Below are 16,256 nucleotides of genomic sequence, written 5' to 3'. Positions count from 1 at the left end.
CAAGGCCTTCGACGCCAACTGGATCGTGGAGGAAATGGACGAGCGCGGCACGAAGGTCGTCATCTCCCAGCGACCGAAGCGAAAGCAGCCACGAGAAATCGACGAGGAGATGTACAAATGGCGTCACCTCGTCGAAAACGCCTTTGCCAAAATTAAGGAATTCAAGGGCATCGCCATGCGATCGGAGAAGACGGACCGCAACTTCGCAGCCATGCTCAACCTCTGCATGGCCGTCGTCAACTCGCGATGAATCTCAACAGGCCCTAATCCAACGTGGAGGAAAAACTCAGTGGCAGGTCACATCCTCCAACGCATGCCCGTCCCGGATCAGCGCTTCGACCAGACGGCTGGGCGTCAGCCCGCCATCCGGCACTGCCACTTGACGTGCTTCCCGAAATTCGGACCGTTCTGAGCTGGAATTTTCCAATTATGATCCCGGGATCGGGACGAGGAGAATTCCATGAAGAAGTCGAAGTTTACCGAGGCGCAGATCGCGTTCGTCTTGAAGCAGGCTGACGAAGGAACAGCCGTCGCGGATGTTTGCCGGAAAGCGGGAATATCCGACGCGACCTTCTACAATTGGCGCAAGCGCTACGGCGGGATGATGCCGTCTGAGGTGAAGAAGCTGCGTCAGCTCGAGGAGGAGAACACGAAGCTGAAGCGGCTGGTGGCGGATCTCTCGCTGGACAAGGCGATGCTTCAGGACGTGCTCTCAAAAAAGCTTTGAAGCCTGCTCGCCGTCGCCAGTTGGTGAACGAGATTCGGGAGAGCTGGAAGGTGTCCGCCAGACGCGCCTGTTTCGCCCTGAAGGTCGGTCGTTCCCTCTACGCCTACAAGGCCAGGCGCGACGATCAGGCTGCTTTGAAGAAGCGGATCAAGGAAATCACCGAGACACGCGTGAGATACGGCTACCGCCGTGTCCACGTTCTGCTGCGGCGAGAGGGATGGGCTGTGAACCCGAAGCGAATCTACAGGCTTTACAAGGAGATGGACCTTCAGCTGCGCAACAAGGTCCCGAAGCGGCGCGTGAAGGCCCGGCTTCGCGACGATCGTACGGTGGCAACCCAGGTGAACCAGACCTGGGCCATGGATTTTGTTCATGACCAGCTCGCCACCGGCCGCAAGCTCCGCATCCTTACAGTCGTCGACACCTTCTCCCGCTTCTCGCCGGTGATCGATCCCCGGTTCAGCTATCGAGGCGAAGACGTCGTCCAGGCGCTGGAGCGGATCTGCTCTGAAGTCGGCTATCCCAGAGCGATCCGGGTCGATCAGGGTTCGGAGTTTATCTCCCGCGATCTTGACCTTTGGGCCTATCAGAAGGACGTCATTCTCGACTTCTCACGACCGGGAAAACCGACCGACAACGCGTTCATCGAATCCTTCAACGGCAAGTTCCGGACGGAATGCCTGAACACGCATTGGTTCATGAGCCTTGACGATGCCCGCGCCAAGATGGAGGCTTGGCGTAGAGACTACAACGAGGTTCGACCTCATAGCTCGATCGGCCATAAGACGCCGATTGAGCTGATGAAATGCTCAGGCGACGCGGTGTCGGCCTGAGCTGCAACCCCCGGAAATTCTCCAGCCGGGCGGACCAAAAACGGGGAGCACTTCACCCAACCGCCGGAAACGAACTTTCGGATGGATAAAACTTGGGGGCAACGTCAGACGCTTTGACTGTCGATCACGCCGGCGCTTGGGCTCGCCTCCCGCCCCTCCAATTCGCAGGCCGCAACGACGAGAACGCCGTTGATCGCCCTCAGCAGATCGCTGTCACGCCAGTCGTAGAAATAGCCGCGCACCGTCGAGGGCGGTGGGAAGTCTTTCGGCAGCATGCGCCACTGGCACCCGCTCGATCCGACGTAGAGGATCGCGTTCATCACCTCGCGAAGGCATGTGGTCCGCGGTCGGCCGCCAGGCTTGGCAGGCGGAAGCATCGACGCGATCAGCGCCCGCTCCCGATCGGTCAAATCGCTTGGATAGAGGGCGCATTCGCGGGTATGGTCACGGCGAGCGGTATTATCCCACGGCATTGTCTTCTCCCATCGTCTCGACAACGAAGGAGAATCACAACCTGATGATATCGCTCAACTTCTTTTCGCTCGGGCTCTAGGTAATTCGGAAACTACATGTGCGACTAAATGCTGCACGTTCGATTAATTTTAACGTAAGGTCATTTAGCTAGTTGAAGAAGGGATGGGCTGAAAGGAGCAGCCAATAAATGTGAGCCTTCTGGATTTTCTGATTTCTGTATTAGAGCCGGAATCGAACGAATTGCCCGCAGCTTTGATGCAGGAGTGGTTTAATCGCGCAAAACCTAATGAATGGCACGTCTACAATATACGAAAGCAAACAATGCTTGAACCTGAGACGTCGCACGATGAGCTTGAGTTGATGCAGCAGGATGTGGGATGAAACAGAGTCATTGTTTTCTGTTTCAGGCGATCGGTCGCAAAACCGGCCGATTTAAGCCAATCGACGTTACTTTGCTTAGCTCCACGCTCTTGAGCGCGATCTACCAAATTCTGCGGTGCATCGCGCGATCGGATCAGTTTATTTCTCACTGAAGTGAGACGGGTCACTGTAATATGACCACCGACCGAATCGACTCGAGCTTAATAAACGCTGCCTTTTCTTGCTACACAATAAATACCCTAAGTGTCTTTCTGAAAATTCGGCGGTAAATTAATTGATTTTTTGATTTTCGCGGGTTGAAATTTTGTGTAGGCGTGAGCAATTAAGATAAAGAATATATTTAGCACAATATAGAGATTTCATCGGGAGAAAATGTTATGAATGCACATGATGCCTACTTTGAGATATCGACGGAAGAGTCGTCGCTGCTGCGATCCCTGAATGACATGGGGGCCCAAACTTCATGGCTTAACCCTATGTCGAATCTGCTGGTAGGAAAAAAACTTGCGGCTTGGGCCGATTGTAGCGGTACGCTCGAAATCACATCGATGGGTAGGCTGGTCGCTCGGATGAGATCGGAAGCGTCAGATCGTGCAAGTGCGCTGAGTCCCCTGAAAATTAGAACGTCTAACGTTCGGATCTCTTACAATTAAATGCTCTCGGTCGCTTGCCGAGATCCCAATGCTTTCGCGGAAAGCTGGCTTCATATGGCGCCTTTTAAGGAGCTGAACCCTAAGAGTCCGTTTGAGAATGGGGTCAGTGGCTGATCCGTCGTAGCATGAGGCTTCCCATGGCGACGTGGATCATGGCCTCGGAGACATCGATCCGTTTTTCGTAGTCGCGGACCAGCCGTCGCCATCGGATCATCCATCCGAAGGTCCGCTCGACGACCCATCTGCGCGGGACGACCTTGAAACCTTCGTCCTTGTCGATCCTGCGGACGATCTCGACGACGAAGTCGAGAAAGGCCGCCTTTTCCATCAGCTTCGTGCGATCGTAGGCGCCGTCGGCGAAGAGGTGCTTGATCCAGGGCCAGCGTTGGCGGATCGCATCCAGAATATGCTGCGCTCCCGCACTGTCGGAGACGTCAGCCGGGGTGAGGTTCACCATCAGCATGCGCCCATCCGTATCGACGGCGATATGACGCTTGCGCCCGGTCACCTTCTTTCCACCGTCGAAACCCCGCACAGCCCCGGCTGCCGGTGCTTTCACGCTCTGGCTGTCGACGACGCCAGCCGTTGGGCTCGCCTCGCGTCCAGACCGCTCGCGGTCCAACATGAGCGCCACATTGTGGATCGTTTTGAACAGCATGAGACGCACGAAACGGCGAAACCACCAATAGACCGTCTGCCAGGGTGGGAAGTCCTTCGGTAGCATGCGCCAGCCGCCGCCCGTTCGCGTCTGGTAGCGGATCGCGTTCACGACCTCGCGCATGTCGACTGTCCGCTTACGACCGCGCTTCGCCGGCTCCGGCAGAAACGGCGCGATCGTCTCCCACTCGGCATCTGTCAGGTCAGTCGGATAGCGCTTCGTCTTTCGTTCGATCGAAGCCATTCGGGCTCGCGTCTTTCGTGTCCACATAGACAGTGTGAATCACGAATGAACCTGTGACGAAACCCATTCTCAAACGGTCGCTAAGGAGATCGAGCTCGAGGACAAGTTCGAGAACACGGGCGCCCGGATGGTGCGCGAAGTGGCGTCCACCCGCGGCAGCGTATGGCGGGAGAGGGCTACGATCGCTTCCTCTTCCTTGACGGATGGCGCCGTGGAACGCAGGGTGGTTGGACCGATCCGACGATCAATGAGTGAGGTCCGCTTTTTCGACTCAGAAACGGTCTTCGGCTTGCGGTGGAAAGGGCAGGCCATGACCTAATGGGCGTGTCGCTATCCTAAGATTCATGCGACCGAGGCTATCGTGCTGGATGTCCGACCGCTTACCTGCTTTTCGTAGTCCATCGCCCTCATCGGGCGTCCGTAGAGATATCCCTGGCCGTGATCGCAGCCCTGGTCGCGCATGCGCTCGTGCTGCTCGCGCGTTTCGATTCCCTCCGCCACCACGACGAGATCGAGGTTGGCAGCCATCGCGGCAATGCCTTTCGCGATTAGCTTCGCCCTGTCGTCGGCACTGTTGCCGCTGACGAAGGACCTGTCGATCTTGATCTTCGTCACCGGATAGTCCCGGAGCATGCTGAGCGATGCGTATCCCGTGCCGAAATCGTCGAACGCGACGGCGACGCCCATGTCGCGGATGGTCTTCAGCTTGCTGAGGATGCGTTGATCCGATTTCAGGATCGTGGTTTCCGTGATCTCGATTTCGAGGCCGTCGGGGGAAAGCTGCATCTGCTCGAGGGTATCGTGGATGAAGGTCGGCAGGTCATCCGTCTTGAACTGCACGGGAAAGAGGTTCACCGCGACTCGGAAACCGGGGCAGATCGTTTGCCGCCATTCGGCGGCCTGCCGACAGGCCGTTTCGAGAATCCATCGCCCGACTGGCGCCGCCAGCACGTCACTTTCGAGGAGGCTGATGAAAGCGCCGGGCGCAAGGAGGCCACGGTCGGGGTGGTTCCAGCGCAACAGCGCTTCCGCCCCGATCGGAGCGCCCGAGGAAAGATCCACCTGCGGCTGGTAGTAGAGTTCGAAGGCGTCCGTCTTCCAGGCAGTCGCCAGCTGTTCGCGGGCAAGACCCTTCGATTTGACAGCGTGGCGCAGGTTCCTGGTGAAAATGCAGGCTCGCCCCCGACCGTCGCCTTTCGCCTTGTAGAGCGCGAGATCTGCGTCGCCGAGCAATAAGCGATGGTCCGTCGTCTCTTCTGTCGTGCAGGCGATCCCGACGCTGGCACTGATGCTGACCATCGCCGAGCCAAGCGGCATGGCTTCCTCGATCGCGGAAATGATCGTATCGGCCAGACCGTAGGCATCCATCGGATTCGCGTTGTCCTCGACAAGCACCACGAACTCGTCACCGCCCATGCGGGCGACGAAATGCGTCGGCGGCAGAAGCGCGCGAAGACGCAGGCCGACCTCCTTCAGCACCTCGTCGCCGATGAGGTGGCCGAGCGTATCGTTCACGTCCTTGAAGCCGTCGAGATCGATGAGCAGCAGGGCGAGGCGGGCATCGGCCCGCTCCATGGTCGCGAGCTTGTCGGCGAGGCTCGCACGGTTCGAAAGGCCCGTCAGATGGTCGGTGACGGCCGCCAGCCGCAATTCTTCTTCCGCCTTCTTCCGCCCGCTGATATCGCGAACGATGCCGCCAAACCGAACCTGCCCCGCTTCCATCCAGCGCGACAAAGACAATTCGATCGGAAACTCGCTGCCGTCTTTTCGGCATGCCGTCAGTTCGACCGACGTTCCGAGAAGGCGCGGTGGCTCACCTGATGCAACTCGGTGAAAACGGCTCCCATGGGCCTCGCGCATCGCCGGCGGCACGATGAGGTCGAGAGATTGCCCGACTGCTTCGCTGCGGGAATGGCCGAACATGCGCTCCGCCGCCGCGTTCCACGAGATGATGCGGTTCTCGTGATCGGCGGTGATGATCGCGTCAGGCGAGGAGGAGGTAATGCTCTGCATCCCGGCCTTGACGTCGCCAACCTTCAGTTTCAGCCGCCGGGCCTCCAGGCGATCCATAACGCCATCGGCAAGAAGGCGCAGCGTCCGGCGGTCGCTTTCAGAAAATTCGGTGCGCGGTTCCCGGTCGATCACGCACAGGGTACCGAGGGTGACGCCGTCCGGGTTGCGCAAGGGAGCCCCTGCGTAAAAGCGGATGAACGGCTCGCCGGTGACGAGGCGATTCGCCGAAAAACGAGGGTCCTGCGTTGCGTCGGGCACGACCAGGATGTCGCTGTCCCACAGCGCATGGCGGCAGAACGAGGCCTCCCGTTCGGTCTCGCAAACGGCCAGTCCGGTCCGCGCCTTGAAGAATTGCCGGTCCTTGCCCACGAGGGAGACCAGGGCGATCGGAGCACCGAGAACATGCGAGGCGACTTCGGTAGCGTGATCGAACTCCGCTTCGGGAAGCGTGTCGAAGATCGCGTACTCAGCCAGAACGGCGAGACGGTGCCGCTCGTCTTTATCGAATTCCATAGGCAATGTCCCGACGTAAAGGCGAGTGTCAGCCTAGGGCCGAGTCCTAACGAACCCGTTTAAGCCGCGTGGAAATCTTACCTTGAAGCCTGATCGACGAAGGCTCCTGGCAAGATCGACCGTTGTTTGAAAGACCGGATTGGGGTGTCAACTGAATAGCAGCTTTCAGCCAATCCCCGCGCGGGAAGCCGACAGTCTCCTTCCGGCCCAACGAACTCCTTATTTCGCAAATTCTTCGTGTCATCACTGCCTTTGCAGTGGACATATTCCACTTTTGCAGAAACCTCGCACGGGTTCTGCAAGCCGTTGGCAGCCCAAAGGTGCGACCCAGGAGGCCCAACGTTTGTCGCGCAGGCATCAGTTTTGTGGGCAGGCTTGATCAAACGAACGCGCTGTGGATTGCCGTGGGCGGCTGAAGCATGGGCGCGAGCCTTTCGAGCGCATCGGCCAGCTTATCATGACTTTCGACCGCGCCGAGCGCAATGCGGATTGCCTGCGGTGCCGACCCTGTGATGGAAAAATCGACGGCGTCGCTGACGGCCAGTCCGCGAGCGCGTGCCGCCTCGACGACGCTCGCGGACCTAAGACCCTTCGGAAGGTTCATCCACACGTGGAACGCCGCAGTCTCTCTCGCTCCGCTGCCCGGCAAAAGGTTGGTCACCAAAGCCTGCCGCCTCCCAACCTCCTGCCGCACGCCCGAAACGATCTCGCCAGCAACACCGGAGCGAACCCATTCGGCGGCGAGGCTCGTCATCAGCGGCGGCGCCATCAGCGTGAAACCGCGCAGCGTGCGCGCCACCTCGTCCAGACGTTCGCTCGTCGGAGCGGCAAGGAAGGCCGTCCGCAGGAAGGGTGAGATGCACTTCGCCAGCGTCGCGACATGGTAGGTTCTGTCGGGAGCCAGAGCGAGAAAAGACGCAGGAGCACCCTCACCGAGCAGAGGCGAATACGGATCGTCCTCCAGGATCGTCAGTCCCGTCCGCCGCGATGCTTCGACGATCTCTCGTCGCCTTGCCTCCGGCATGACTATCGTCGTCGGATTATGGAGCGTCGGATTGAGATAAACGAGCCGCGCTTCGTGTTCGTGCGCGAGCCTTTCGAAATGGTCGGGACGCATGCCGTAGGCGTCCGCCTCGACCCCCACGAGGCGCAGTCGCAGCACGCGGGCGATGTCGATGAAGCCGGGATAGGTCAGGCTGTCGGCGAGAATCGTGTCGCCTGATTGCGCTTCGCATGCAGTAACCGCTGACAGCAAAGCCTGTGCTCCCGCGCCGACGCCGACGCGCGCCTCCGCCAAACGCTCGCCTGCAACCCGTTCGAGCCAGAGCGAGGCCGCGCCCCGCTCGGCGGGCGAACCGGGACCGGGATGATAGGACAATAGCGCCCCGGCGCTGGAGCGCCGCAGAAGGCCATCGATGCCGCCACGAATGAGCTGCGGCAGGCTGAGACCTTCGGGTGCCGGCGGAATGTTCATGCCAAGATCCAGGATCGGCTCCTCTTCGCCCCGCGATGTGACAAAACTGCCCCGTCCGGCGGCGGCGTCGATCAGATGCCGGCGACGCGCCTCGGTAAAGGCGCGGGTAACGGTCGTGAGGTCGATTTCGAGACGCCGTGCCAGTTCACGCTGGGCTGGCAGCCTGTCGCCTGGGCGCAGGATTCCGGCCGCGCGTGCGCGGGCAAGTTCGTCGACGATGCGCAGATAGATGGGGCCGCTGCCCCGCGTCAGATCGGGAGCCCAAGTTGCACCGGCCAAAGCACCGCTCATTCATTCGTCCTTGTTCAATCCATACAAATTCTGATAATGCATGCATACATAGGTATTGGATGTTTTCAAAGGCACACGACGCCTCGCCCCGAGCCGAGCCGAGCCGGCAGCTCGCTTCATCGCCTGCACCACCGTCAAGGATCAAGAGAATGCAAGACAGAGAGATGTGGCCGAAGCTAGAACCGTGGAAGGTGGGCATGGCGGCCCGTTGCCCACGCTGTGGCCAGGGAAAGCTGTTCAAGGGCTTTCTGACATTACGCGATCATTGCGACGAATGCGGCCTCGACTATTCATTCGCAGATCCCGCCGACGGACCGGCCTTCTTCGTCATCTGCTTCACATGCATTCCAGCCGCCTTCGTTGCGGTCTGGCTGGAGGTGGCCTTTGAACCGCCATTCTGGGTGCACCTACTCGTCTCCCTGCCGGTCCTTCTCCTGTTCTGTATTCCACCGCTTCGTCCCCTCAAGGGGTGGCTGGTTGCGAGCCAGTACTATCACGATGCTGCCGAGGGCCGGCTGGTCAAGAAATCGCAAGGTGTGGGAGAGACAGTTGCTCAGGACAGGCCGGCTGCCGCCGATCGATAGAGCGATCCGCTTCCCGATACATACTGATCCGAACGCAATCGATGACAGACGCTTCTTCGTCTTTTCCGGTAGGCATGGAATGTCGGATCAGGCGTGAAGCAGGAAAGGATATCCTGTCTTGGTGAGAGTCGGGGCATATCGCGACAACCTTCTGGGCGGGATTTTCATGGTCGGGTCCATGGCGGCTTTCGCCATCGAGGACAGCCTGATCAAGGTCATCTCGAAAACACTGCCCACCGGACAGATCCTGATCTTCTTCGGACTTGGCGGCGCACTTCTCTTTGCGGCAATGGCTCGGCTCGAGAGCCAGCCTCTGTTCAGCGCCGGGGTGACATCGAGGCCCATGTTGATCCGTGTCGTCTTCGAGATTGCCGGTCGATTGTTCTATGTCCTCGCATTGACCCTGATCCCACTCTCCACCGCGACGGTCATCCTGCAGGCGACACCCCTCCTTGTCGTAGCCGGTGCGGCGCTTTTCTTCAGGGAGACCGTCGGCTGGCGAAGATGGGGGGCGATCCTTCTCGGCATGATCGGCGTCGTCCTGATCGTGCAGCCGGGAACCGGAGGGTTCTCGGTGCTGTCCGTTCTCGCCGTTCTGGGAATGCTTGGGTTTGCGGGGCGTGACCTCGCGAGCCGTGCGGCGCCGCGCTCGCTCGCGGTCTCCATCCTCGGCCTCTACGGCTTTGTCGCTGTCGTCGTCGCCGGGGCCCTGTTCGGGCTCTGGCAGGGCGAGCCCTTCGTCGTTCCTAGTGCCGACGAGGTGTTCTATCTCTTCGCAGCCGTGGTCGTCGGAGTGGCAGCCTATGGTTTCCTCATGCGGGCGATGCGTACGGGCGATGTGTCCGCGGTCACGCCGTTCCGATACACGAGGCTGCTTTTTGGGGTCGGAATCGGCACCGTTGTCTTCGGCGAGGACTTAAGTCCGGCCATGCTGGTCGGGTCGGCGATCATAGTAGCCTCCGGCCTGTTCATCATCTGGCGCGGGAAAGTCACGGTCCGCTGACGATCGTTCTCGATCGGCTCAGTTGGCTGAAGAATCGGTTGATACCTTTGGCCGGATTATCTTGCTCATGCGTCCCTTTTCGGCTGCGCTTTACCCTCGGGTCGACGGTTGGACGGCAGCTATCCGCATGCAACGCCCCTAAACCGCCAATCTGTTTACGGCCCAGAAGCGCTCGACCGAAAAAGTGAAGGGTTCGAAGCGTTTCCGAATTTTTGTCGTCAGAACGTCGATTGGTGTTTTGTCTTCAACGGCTGCCATGCCGTCGTCCTTCCGCTTTCATCGGCATCTTGTTGGACGTCTGCAGCGGGATGAAATCCGCCTCGTCGCCCGGAACGGTCTCGAACCGGCCTTGCCGCCATTCCTCCGTCGCCTGCGCGATCCGCTCCAGACGCGATGAAACGAAGTTCCACCAGATCCATCGCGGCCCATCCATCGGCGCGCCTGCGAACAGCATGAAGCGGGTATCGCGTAGCCCTTTGTTGCGGACGGTGATCGCGTCTCCGGGACGCAGGACGAGAAGCTGGCCCGGTTCGAACGCATCGCCCGCGATCTCGATCAATCCGTCGATGGTGTAAAGGGCGCGTTCCTCATAGGTCGCGTCGATCGGGATCGCCGCGCCTGCAGCAAGTTGGACGTCGCCGTAGAGTGTTTCCGAAGACACCTTGAGCGGCGAGGCGACACCGAAGGCCGCCCCCGCGATCAAACGCACGCGAACGCCCTCGGCCTCGACGACCGGGAGGTCGTCCGCGCCGTAATGCATGAACGCCGGATCGCCCTCTTCGGACGCTTGAGGCAGCGCCATCCACGTCTGGAACCCGAACAGCCTCTGGCCGGTGCGCTTCCGGTCCTCGCTCGTCCGCTCGGAATGAACGATGCCGCGCCCGGCCCGCATCCAGTTCACTGCGCCGGGGTCGATGGCGATGTCGGTGCCGAGCGAGTCTCGATGATGGATCTGTCCTTCGAACAGATAGGTGAGGGTCGCAAGGTTGATGTGCGGATGTGGCCGCACGTCGATGCCCTGATCGGTCAGGAACTCGGCCGGGCCCATCTGATCGAAGAAGATGAACGGGCCGACCATCTGGCGCTTGGTCGACGGAAGTGCGCGCCGGACCGTCATCTCGCCGAGATCGACGGCACGGGGCACGATCAGCGTCTCGACGGCATCGACGGAGGAGGCGTCGCCGAGTTTCGGGTCGGGGCAGGGAGACCAGGACATCGAAATTCTCCATGGAGAGGACTGGAAGGGAAAGGAGAGCCGGTTTCGGCTCGATGCGCCTATCGTTTCAGGACGTCCTGCCATTCGGAATGGCGGGCGATCTGCGCCTTGGCGAACGGACACAAAGGGATGATTGAGCGTTGTTCGCGGCGCGCATCCTCAACGGCGCGCTCGACGAGGGCGGACCCCGACATGGCGACCTCGCAAGGCATCGGGAACGCCCGTGTGGTCGATGATGATGCCGGAAGAGCCGATGCGCGAATAGGTGAGTTCCGCCGCGTGGCCGTCGACGGTCGTCACATAGCGGCCCTTGGTCTCGCCTTCCTCACGCTTAATGACGATGTCGCTCATGTCGCCTGTCCTTCCTTCTCGTCCGCGACGGCCTGTTTCGCCGATCCGTTCAAACGGCTCCTCAGCCATGCGGCCTCCGAAGCGACGATGCCGTGACCTCCCCCAGGAATGATCTCGGTCTCCACGTCGGCGCCCATCGCCCGGAGTATATCGGCGCTTTCGCGCACGCGGCCGAGCGGTATGTGCGGGTCGCGCTCGTGGCACCCGACGAGCACGGGCAAGCCGGTCAGCCGTCCGTCGTAGTCGAAACGCTTCGCCGTCCGTCCGTAAAGGTCTTCTCTCGGAGCCCCGCCGGCCTCGCCGGTGCCGACGAGCCCTCCGGACAGGGCCGCGACCGAGTGGAGAGGCCGGGCGAGCCGGGCAGCCGCTTCAAGTACGAGACACGCGCCTTGGCTGAAGCCGACTAGAGCCACGCGATCCGGGCCGAAGCCGTGTTCGCCGAGATCATCGAGAAGCGCTTCGACGACGGAGAGGGCGCTCGAAAGGCCAGGCTCGTTGGCGGCGAGCGGCGCAAGGAAGCTGTCTGGCCACCAGGAGTGTCCCGCGGCGGCAGGCGCGAGGGCCGCGATGTCGGGGAGGGCGAGATGGGCGTAAAGGCCGAGCATGTCTTTCGGGCCCGCGCCGCGGCCGTGCAGCATGACGAGCGCGAGCGACGCGCGATGGAGCGAAGCACCGGCCGTCGCCAGCCGCTGCCCCGCATGGGGTCCCGATCCGCGCGTGCGAATCGGGAGCGCGTTCTCCGTCATGCTCATGCGGCCTCAGGGAGACGGATCGGCGGCAGGACACGCTCGATCCTGTCGCGGATGGGCTCGTACTTGCCCGGCAGTTTCAACGCCTCGCCGAGATGGGCGGCATCCTCGTCGACGGCGAAACCGGGAGGATCGGTCGCTATCTCGAACAGGACGCCGCCCGGCGTGCGAAAATAGATCGCGTCGAAATACTGCCGATCGATCACCGGGGTGACGTCCATGCCGATGGCGTCGAGGCGCTTGCGCCAGTCGAGTTGCTCCTCGGGCGAAGACGCCCGAAACGCCACGTGATGGATCGTGCCGGCGCCTGGGCGTCCGATCGATCGCGCATCCGAGGTGATCAGGTCGACGAAGCTCGCGCGCTCCCCTAGGCCGGAGCGATAGCGAACGCGGTGCTCGGTGCCGCTCGTACCGCCGGTGGCGACCGCTTCCTCGCCATCGCGGTGGTATCCTATCGCTTCCAGCACGACGGCGGTCGAGGCGATGTCGGCGAGCCAGAGCGTGACCGAATGGAACGCTCCGTCGCGGAGACCCCCTTCGATCATCTCGATCCGCATCCCGTCCGGATATCGCAGCGCGATGCCGCTCTCGCCCATCCGCTCGAAAGGGCTCTCGAAGTCGATGGCCTTCGAGGCGAGGCTCTCCATCGCCGCGTCGAGGTCTGGAACCGCGTAGGCGACGGCACTCGCCATTCCCGCACCGGCACGTCCGGGTCCGGCATCGACGAAGGGAAAGAAGGTCATGATCGATCCCGGCGCCGCGTCGCGATCACCGTAATAGAGATGATAAGTGCCCGGATCGTCGAAATTCACCGTGCGCTTGACGAGTCGCTGGTCGAGTGTCCCGATGTAGAAATCGAGGTTCGACTGCGGTGCGCCGCTGATCGCGGTGACGTGATGGAGTCCGGAGATCGCCGGCCCGTAGCCGGCTTTCGTGACGGTCATGATCGTTCTCCCGAAGAGGCCTCAAGCGCTCGAAAGAGCAACTCTGCGATCTATATGCCGTCTCGAGTTCCCAAGTGAAAGTCGTTACCGAATGGAAACTACCCCAAAAGCCCGTCCGACGGCGTCGCTAGTTGCGGACGAGGCCATCCCGGTCGTCGGATGCCCATCGGATCGGGTCCTGCGCATGCTTTGGGGACAGTGGAAGACACACGTCGTTTATGTTCTCGGGACCCACGGTCCCCAGCGCTTCGGGTCCTTGAGGCGGATCATCGCAGGCATATCGCCGAAGGTCCTGACCCAGCGACTGCGTGAACTCGAAGGGGATGGCCTCGTTTGGCGAGAACAAGCCCAGACGATTCCGCCCGAGGTCACTTACGGTCTCACCGATCGCGGGCTCCAGATTCACGAAATCCTTCGAAAGTTCGACGCGATCGATGCCACCTGACGCAAAAGAGAAATGAAGGACAGAGATTGCGGTCAGACGTTGATGCTCCGGCTACGCAATCGCGGGGCTGCGTTATGGCAACTGTTCGCGGCAAACGTCCGAAAGCGGTCGATCTGCTGTCGGCCCGGTCCTTGCGAATGCCAACTTTCAGCACTGGCCGTCCTCTTCGGTTCGTTATGGCACAGTCAATTTTCTATTCATTTCTTTATGGAACCGTCTTCAGGTGTTTTGAAAAAGGCTTTTCATTATGAAGACGTTCTGGCGATGGATCACCATCCGCTCGATCAATCCCGAAATGGCGGTCGCGCAGGTCGGCGAGCTTCAGCGCCAGATCCCGCTGCTCTATTCCCTGCTGAGCGTCAATGCACTGGCGCTGGCCTATACCCATTATCAGGTCGCACCCACCGCGATGACGATCTGGCTGCCCGCGCTGCTGGTCGGGGCCTGTCTGGTGAGGATGACTGCGTGGGTTCTTCTGCGCACCACGATCACCGATCCGGCGAAGGCCACCCGCGTGCTGCGGCGGACTACCTTGCTCGCATTCATCTTGGCGGTCGCCTATGTCGCCTGGGCGCTGAAGATGAACGACTATGGCGGCGACCAGCATCACGGCCATGTCGCGATCTTCATCGCCATCACGGTGATCGGGTGCATCTTCTGCCTGATGCACCTGCCCCAGGCAGCGTTTCTAGTGACCCTTGTCGTCATCGTACCCTACGTCGTCTTCTACACCTCGATCGGAAACCCGACCTACACCTCAATCGCGATGAACATCTTCTTCGTGACGCTCGTCGTCTCCCGGGTGCTCGCGAACAATTTCGACGGCTTCTCGAAACTGATCGAAGCCCAGCTGGCGGCCGACCGGCTGAATCGCGAGATCACCGCCATTGCCCACACCGATCTGCTGACGGGGCTTCCGAATAGGCGACAGTTCTTCGCCGACCTCGAGGCGCGGGAAAAGACCGCCCTTCGCGCTGATCGGCCGCTGTCGATGGGGGTCATCGATCTCGACCACTTCAAAGCGGCGAACGACACGTTCGGGCATATTCTCGGCGACGAGCTTCTGGCGGCCGTGGGCGAGCGCTTGCGCGACAATCTTCCTGAGGGTGCCTCGGCCGCCCGATTCGGTGGAGATGAATTCGCCTTCTTGATCCACTGCGACGGTTCCGAAGCGCTTGCGGTGGCGCGCCGGCTGTGCGCGGCCCTTTCGGAGCCGTATGCCCTCGACCATACGATGGTGACGATTGGGGCGTCCTGCGGCGTCGCCGGTCTCGACATGGTCCGCCATTTCGACCGCTCGCTTTACGACTGCGCGGACTATGCGCTCTACAACGCCAAGTCGGAAAGACGAGGTATCGCCGTTCTCTACGAGGCGGAACTCGACGATCGCGTCCGGTCCGACCAGGCCGTGGAGGCGGCGCTTCATTCGGGCGATCTCGAAACGGAAATGCACATGGTGTTCCAGCCGATCTTCCGCCTCAACGACGACAGCGTCGTGGCTGTCGAAGCCCTGGCGCGCTGGACCTCGCCAAAACTCGGGCGGGTCGCGCCTGATCATTTCGTCAGGATCGCCGAGCGGGCCGGCATGATGCATCGCCTGACATTGATGCTCTTCCGCAAGACGCTTCACGCGGCGGAGCTGCTTCCGTCTACGACGCACATCTCGTTCAATCTGTCCGCCCACGACGTTGTAAGCAGCGAAACCATCCTCGGACTGATCTCTGCGGCGCGCAATTCGAAGATCGATCCCCAGCAACTGATCTTCGAACTGACCGAGACCGCGATCCTGCGTGATTTTGAAACCGCGACGGCCTCGCTCGAGACACTGCGGAGGCTCGGCTGCTGCATCGCTCTCGACGATTTCGGGACCGGTCATTCGAGCCTCAACTATCTCGGCAAGCTACCGATCGAGAAGGTGAAAATCGATCGCAGCTTCATCTCCCAGATCGGTGATCCGTCCGGCGAACGCATTCTCTCGGCGATCATCGGGCTCTGCGACTCGCTCGGGCTGGACTGCATCGCCGAGGGTGTGGAAGAAGCCGGGCAGTTGAAGTTCCTGCGAGACAATCATTGCCAGCATGTCCAGGGCTATCTCTATTCGAAGCCGTTGGACGTGGAGCAGCTGATCAAGACGCAGTTCGCGGCTATAGGGGATTGCAGGGTGCGTGCGTAGGACGGGTAGCAGATACCGATCTAAATATTTGAAAGACCGGCTAGCTTCTTGCCTAAGCTACTGGGTCGCTGTCTCTCGATGGATATCGCGCTGCAGTTTCGACCATTAGGACTCGGTCAAAACCGATAGGTATCAAACACATTCATCCTGCTCGAACTGAAAGTCTCTGTGATCTTTTTGGGATCTTCGGTGTGAGACGTGATTTGCCAATGGAGAGCCCCCCCCACCAAGGCAAAAAGTCGATGGACCTAGATTGTCTTCCAAAGTGTTCGGCTTCTCCGGCTTGACATTCTAAGGCCGGGCCGGCCCACGTAAATTCGGCGGATAGATCGGCAGCTTTAGAAATTCGCTTCTCTTGAGAGGCCCGGCCGCTTTCGGCCCAAACCTTCTGAGACTCGCCGGTCGGCATCACTTGAAGAGTTTCGGGCGCCGCGAGGCGTACGAAAGTCCGCGAAGAACGAACCTGCGGGATGCTGGAACGGGACTATGGGGTTTTCGGCTGAGAGCTGATCCTGTGTGATCGATTTCCAG

At 60.6% G+C, this 16,256-nt stretch carries 13 protein-coding genes and 2 pseudogenes; 7 read left to right on the top strand and 8 right to left on the bottom strand.

The features are described from left to right. Both ABRA89_RS19455 and ABRA89_RS19450 read left to right on the top strand, forming a co-directional pair. The coding region (locus tag ABRA89_RS19455) for a transposase (protein ID WP_349943160.1) at positions 1–250 on the top strand (250 nt) is incomplete at its 5' end. A 210-nt stretch (positions 251–460) separates the two neighbouring features. Continuing rightward, positions 461–1,560, top strand: a protein-coding gene (locus ABRA89_RS19450) for an IS3 family transposase (RefSeq protein ID WP_463671326.1) whose coding sequence is annotated in 2 segments (ribosomal slippage) — positions 461–722 and positions 722–1,560 — 1,101 coding nt in all. Because the reading frame shifts where the segments join, the coding sequence is not laid out codon by codon here. A gap of 107 nt (positions 1,561–1,667) precedes the next feature. Here the strand turns inward: ABRA89_RS19450 and ABRA89_RS19445 are convergent. Then, positions 1,668–2,033: pseudogene (locus ABRA89_RS19445) on the bottom strand (transposase); the annotation flags it as partial. Between the two features lie 190 nt (positions 2,034–2,223). On the opposite strand from ABRA89_RS19445, the gene ABRA89_RS19440 reads away from it, so the two are divergent. Further along, positions 2,224–2,415, top strand: a complete 192-nt coding sequence (locus tag ABRA89_RS19440; RefSeq protein WP_349943157.1) for a hypothetical protein — start codon at positions 2,224–2,226, stop codon at positions 2,413–2,415. A 756-nt stretch (positions 2,416–3,171) separates the two neighbouring features. Here the strand turns inward: ABRA89_RS19440 and ABRA89_RS19435 are convergent. The 3 genes from ABRA89_RS19435 to ABRA89_RS19425 all read right to left on the bottom strand — a co-directional run bounded on the left by ABRA89_RS19435 (position 3,172) and on the right by ABRA89_RS19425 (position 8,260). Then, positions 3,172–3,996, bottom strand: coding sequence for an IS5 family transposase (locus tag ABRA89_RS19435; protein WP_349943156.1), 825 nt, complete (start codon positions 3,994–3,996; stop codon positions 3,172–3,174). A gap of 315 nt (positions 3,997–4,311) precedes the next feature. After that, positions 4,312–6,495, bottom strand: a complete 2,184-nt coding sequence (locus ABRA89_RS19430; RefSeq protein WP_349943155.1) for a putative bifunctional diguanylate cyclase/phosphodiesterase — start codon at positions 6,493–6,495, stop codon at positions 4,312–4,314. Positions 6,496–6,874: 379 nt separating this feature from the next. Beyond that, on the bottom strand, positions 6,875–8,260 hold the full coding sequence (locus ABRA89_RS19425; protein WP_349943154.1) for an aminotransferase-like domain-containing protein: 1,386 nt from the start codon (positions 8,258–8,260) through the stop codon (positions 6,875–6,877). Positions 8,261–8,409: 149 nt separating this feature from the next. On the opposite strand from ABRA89_RS19425, the gene ABRA89_RS19420 reads away from it, so the two are divergent. Together ABRA89_RS19420 and ABRA89_RS19415 are read left to right on the top strand one after the other, a co-directional pair. After that, positions 8,410–8,844 (top strand): DUF983 domain-containing protein, encoded by a 435-nt coding sequence (locus tag ABRA89_RS19420; protein ID WP_349943153.1) that lies wholly within the window; start codon positions 8,410–8,412, stop codon positions 8,842–8,844. A 121-nt stretch (positions 8,845–8,965) separates the two neighbouring features. Continuing rightward, positions 8,966–9,847, top strand: coding sequence for a DMT family transporter (locus ABRA89_RS19415; RefSeq protein WP_349943152.1), 882 nt, complete (start codon positions 8,966–8,968; stop codon positions 9,845–9,847). A gap of 244 nt (positions 9,848–10,091) precedes the next feature. Here the strand turns inward: ABRA89_RS19415 and ABRA89_RS19410 are convergent, their stop codons facing one another. From ABRA89_RS19410 to ABRA89_RS19395, 4 genes and pseudogenes are all read right to left on the bottom strand, one after another. Next, complete coding sequence (locus ABRA89_RS19410; RefSeq protein WP_349943151.1) at positions 10,092–11,063, bottom strand: pirin family protein; 972 nt, start codon at positions 11,061–11,063, stop codon at positions 10,092–10,094. A gap of 59 nt (positions 11,064–11,122) precedes the next feature. Beyond that, positions 11,123–11,414 (bottom strand): annotated as a pseudogene (locus ABRA89_RS19405) (GNAT family N-acetyltransferase). Continuing rightward, positions 11,411–12,160 (bottom strand): alpha/beta hydrolase, encoded by a 750-nt coding sequence (locus ABRA89_RS19400; protein WP_349943150.1) that lies wholly within the window; start codon positions 12,158–12,160, stop codon positions 11,411–11,413. Before ABRA89_RS19400 ends, ABRA89_RS19405 begins: the two are co-directional and overlap by 4 nt. Before the next feature lie 2 nt (positions 12,161–12,162). After that, the gene (locus ABRA89_RS19395) at positions 12,163–13,107 is read right to left on the bottom strand and encodes a ring-cleaving dioxygenase (protein ID WP_349943148.1); all 945 of its coding nucleotides are present in this window, start codon (positions 13,105–13,107) and stop codon (positions 12,163–12,165) included. Positions 13,108–13,198: 91 nt separating this feature from the next. Here ABRA89_RS19395 and ABRA89_RS19390 point away from each other — a divergent pair, with 91 nt between their 5' ends. After that, on the top strand, positions 13,199–13,552 hold the full coding sequence (locus tag ABRA89_RS19390) for a winged helix-turn-helix transcriptional regulator (RefSeq protein ID WP_349943147.1): 354 nt from the start codon (positions 13,199–13,201) through the stop codon (positions 13,550–13,552). A gap of 247 nt (positions 13,553–13,799) precedes the next feature. Then, on the top strand, positions 13,800–15,725 hold the full coding sequence (locus tag ABRA89_RS19385) for a putative bifunctional diguanylate cyclase/phosphodiesterase (protein WP_349943146.1): 1,926 nt from the start codon (positions 13,800–13,802) through the stop codon (positions 15,723–15,725). Positions 15,726–16,256 lie beyond the last annotated feature (531 nt).

This window comes from Fulvimarina thalattae, assembly GCF_040239565.1.
Lineage (GTDB): Bacteria > Pseudomonadota > Alphaproteobacteria > Rhizobiales > Rhizobiaceae > Fulvimarina.
The sequence above is the reverse complement of the archived record's forward strand: the minus strand, read 5'-3'. Positions and strand labels throughout refer to the sequence as shown.

What these genes read in the sequence shown, in the direction of transcription:
- ABRA89_RS19435 (WP_349943156.1), bottom strand. Translation starts at nt 3,996, where the DNA reads ATGTGGACACGAAAGACGCGAGCCCGAATGGCTTCGATCGAACGAAAG.
- ABRA89_RS19430 (WP_349943155.1), bottom strand. Translation starts at nt 6,495, where the DNA reads ATGGAATTCGATAAAGACGAGCGGCACCGTCTCGCCGTTCTGGCTGAG.
- ABRA89_RS19425 (WP_349943154.1), bottom strand. Translation starts at nt 8,260, where the DNA reads ATGAGCGGTGCTTTGGCCGGTGCAACTTGGGCTCCCGATCTGACGCGG.
- ABRA89_RS19420 (WP_349943153.1), top strand. Translation starts at nt 8,410, where the DNA reads ATGCAAGACAGAGAGATGTGGCCGAAGCTAGAACCGTGGAAGGTGGGC.
- ABRA89_RS19410 (WP_349943151.1), bottom strand. Translation starts at nt 11,063, where the DNA reads ATGTCCTGGTCTCCCTGCCCCGACCCGAAACTCGGCGACGCCTCCTCC.
- ABRA89_RS19400 (WP_349943150.1), bottom strand. Translation starts at nt 12,160, where the DNA reads ATGACGGAGAACGCGCTCCCGATTCGCACGCGCGGATCGGGACCCCAT.
- ABRA89_RS19395 (WP_349943148.1), bottom strand. Translation starts at nt 13,107, where the DNA reads ATGACCGTCACGAAAGCCGGCTACGGGCCGGCGATCTCCGGACTCCAT.
- ABRA89_RS19390 (WP_349943147.1), top strand. Translation starts at nt 13,199, where the DNA reads ATGGAAACTACCCCAAAAGCCCGTCCGACGGCGTCGCTAGTTGCGGAC.
- ABRA89_RS19385 (WP_349943146.1), top strand. Translation starts at nt 13,800, where the DNA reads ATGAAGACGTTCTGGCGATGGATCACCATCCGCTCGATCAATCCCGAA.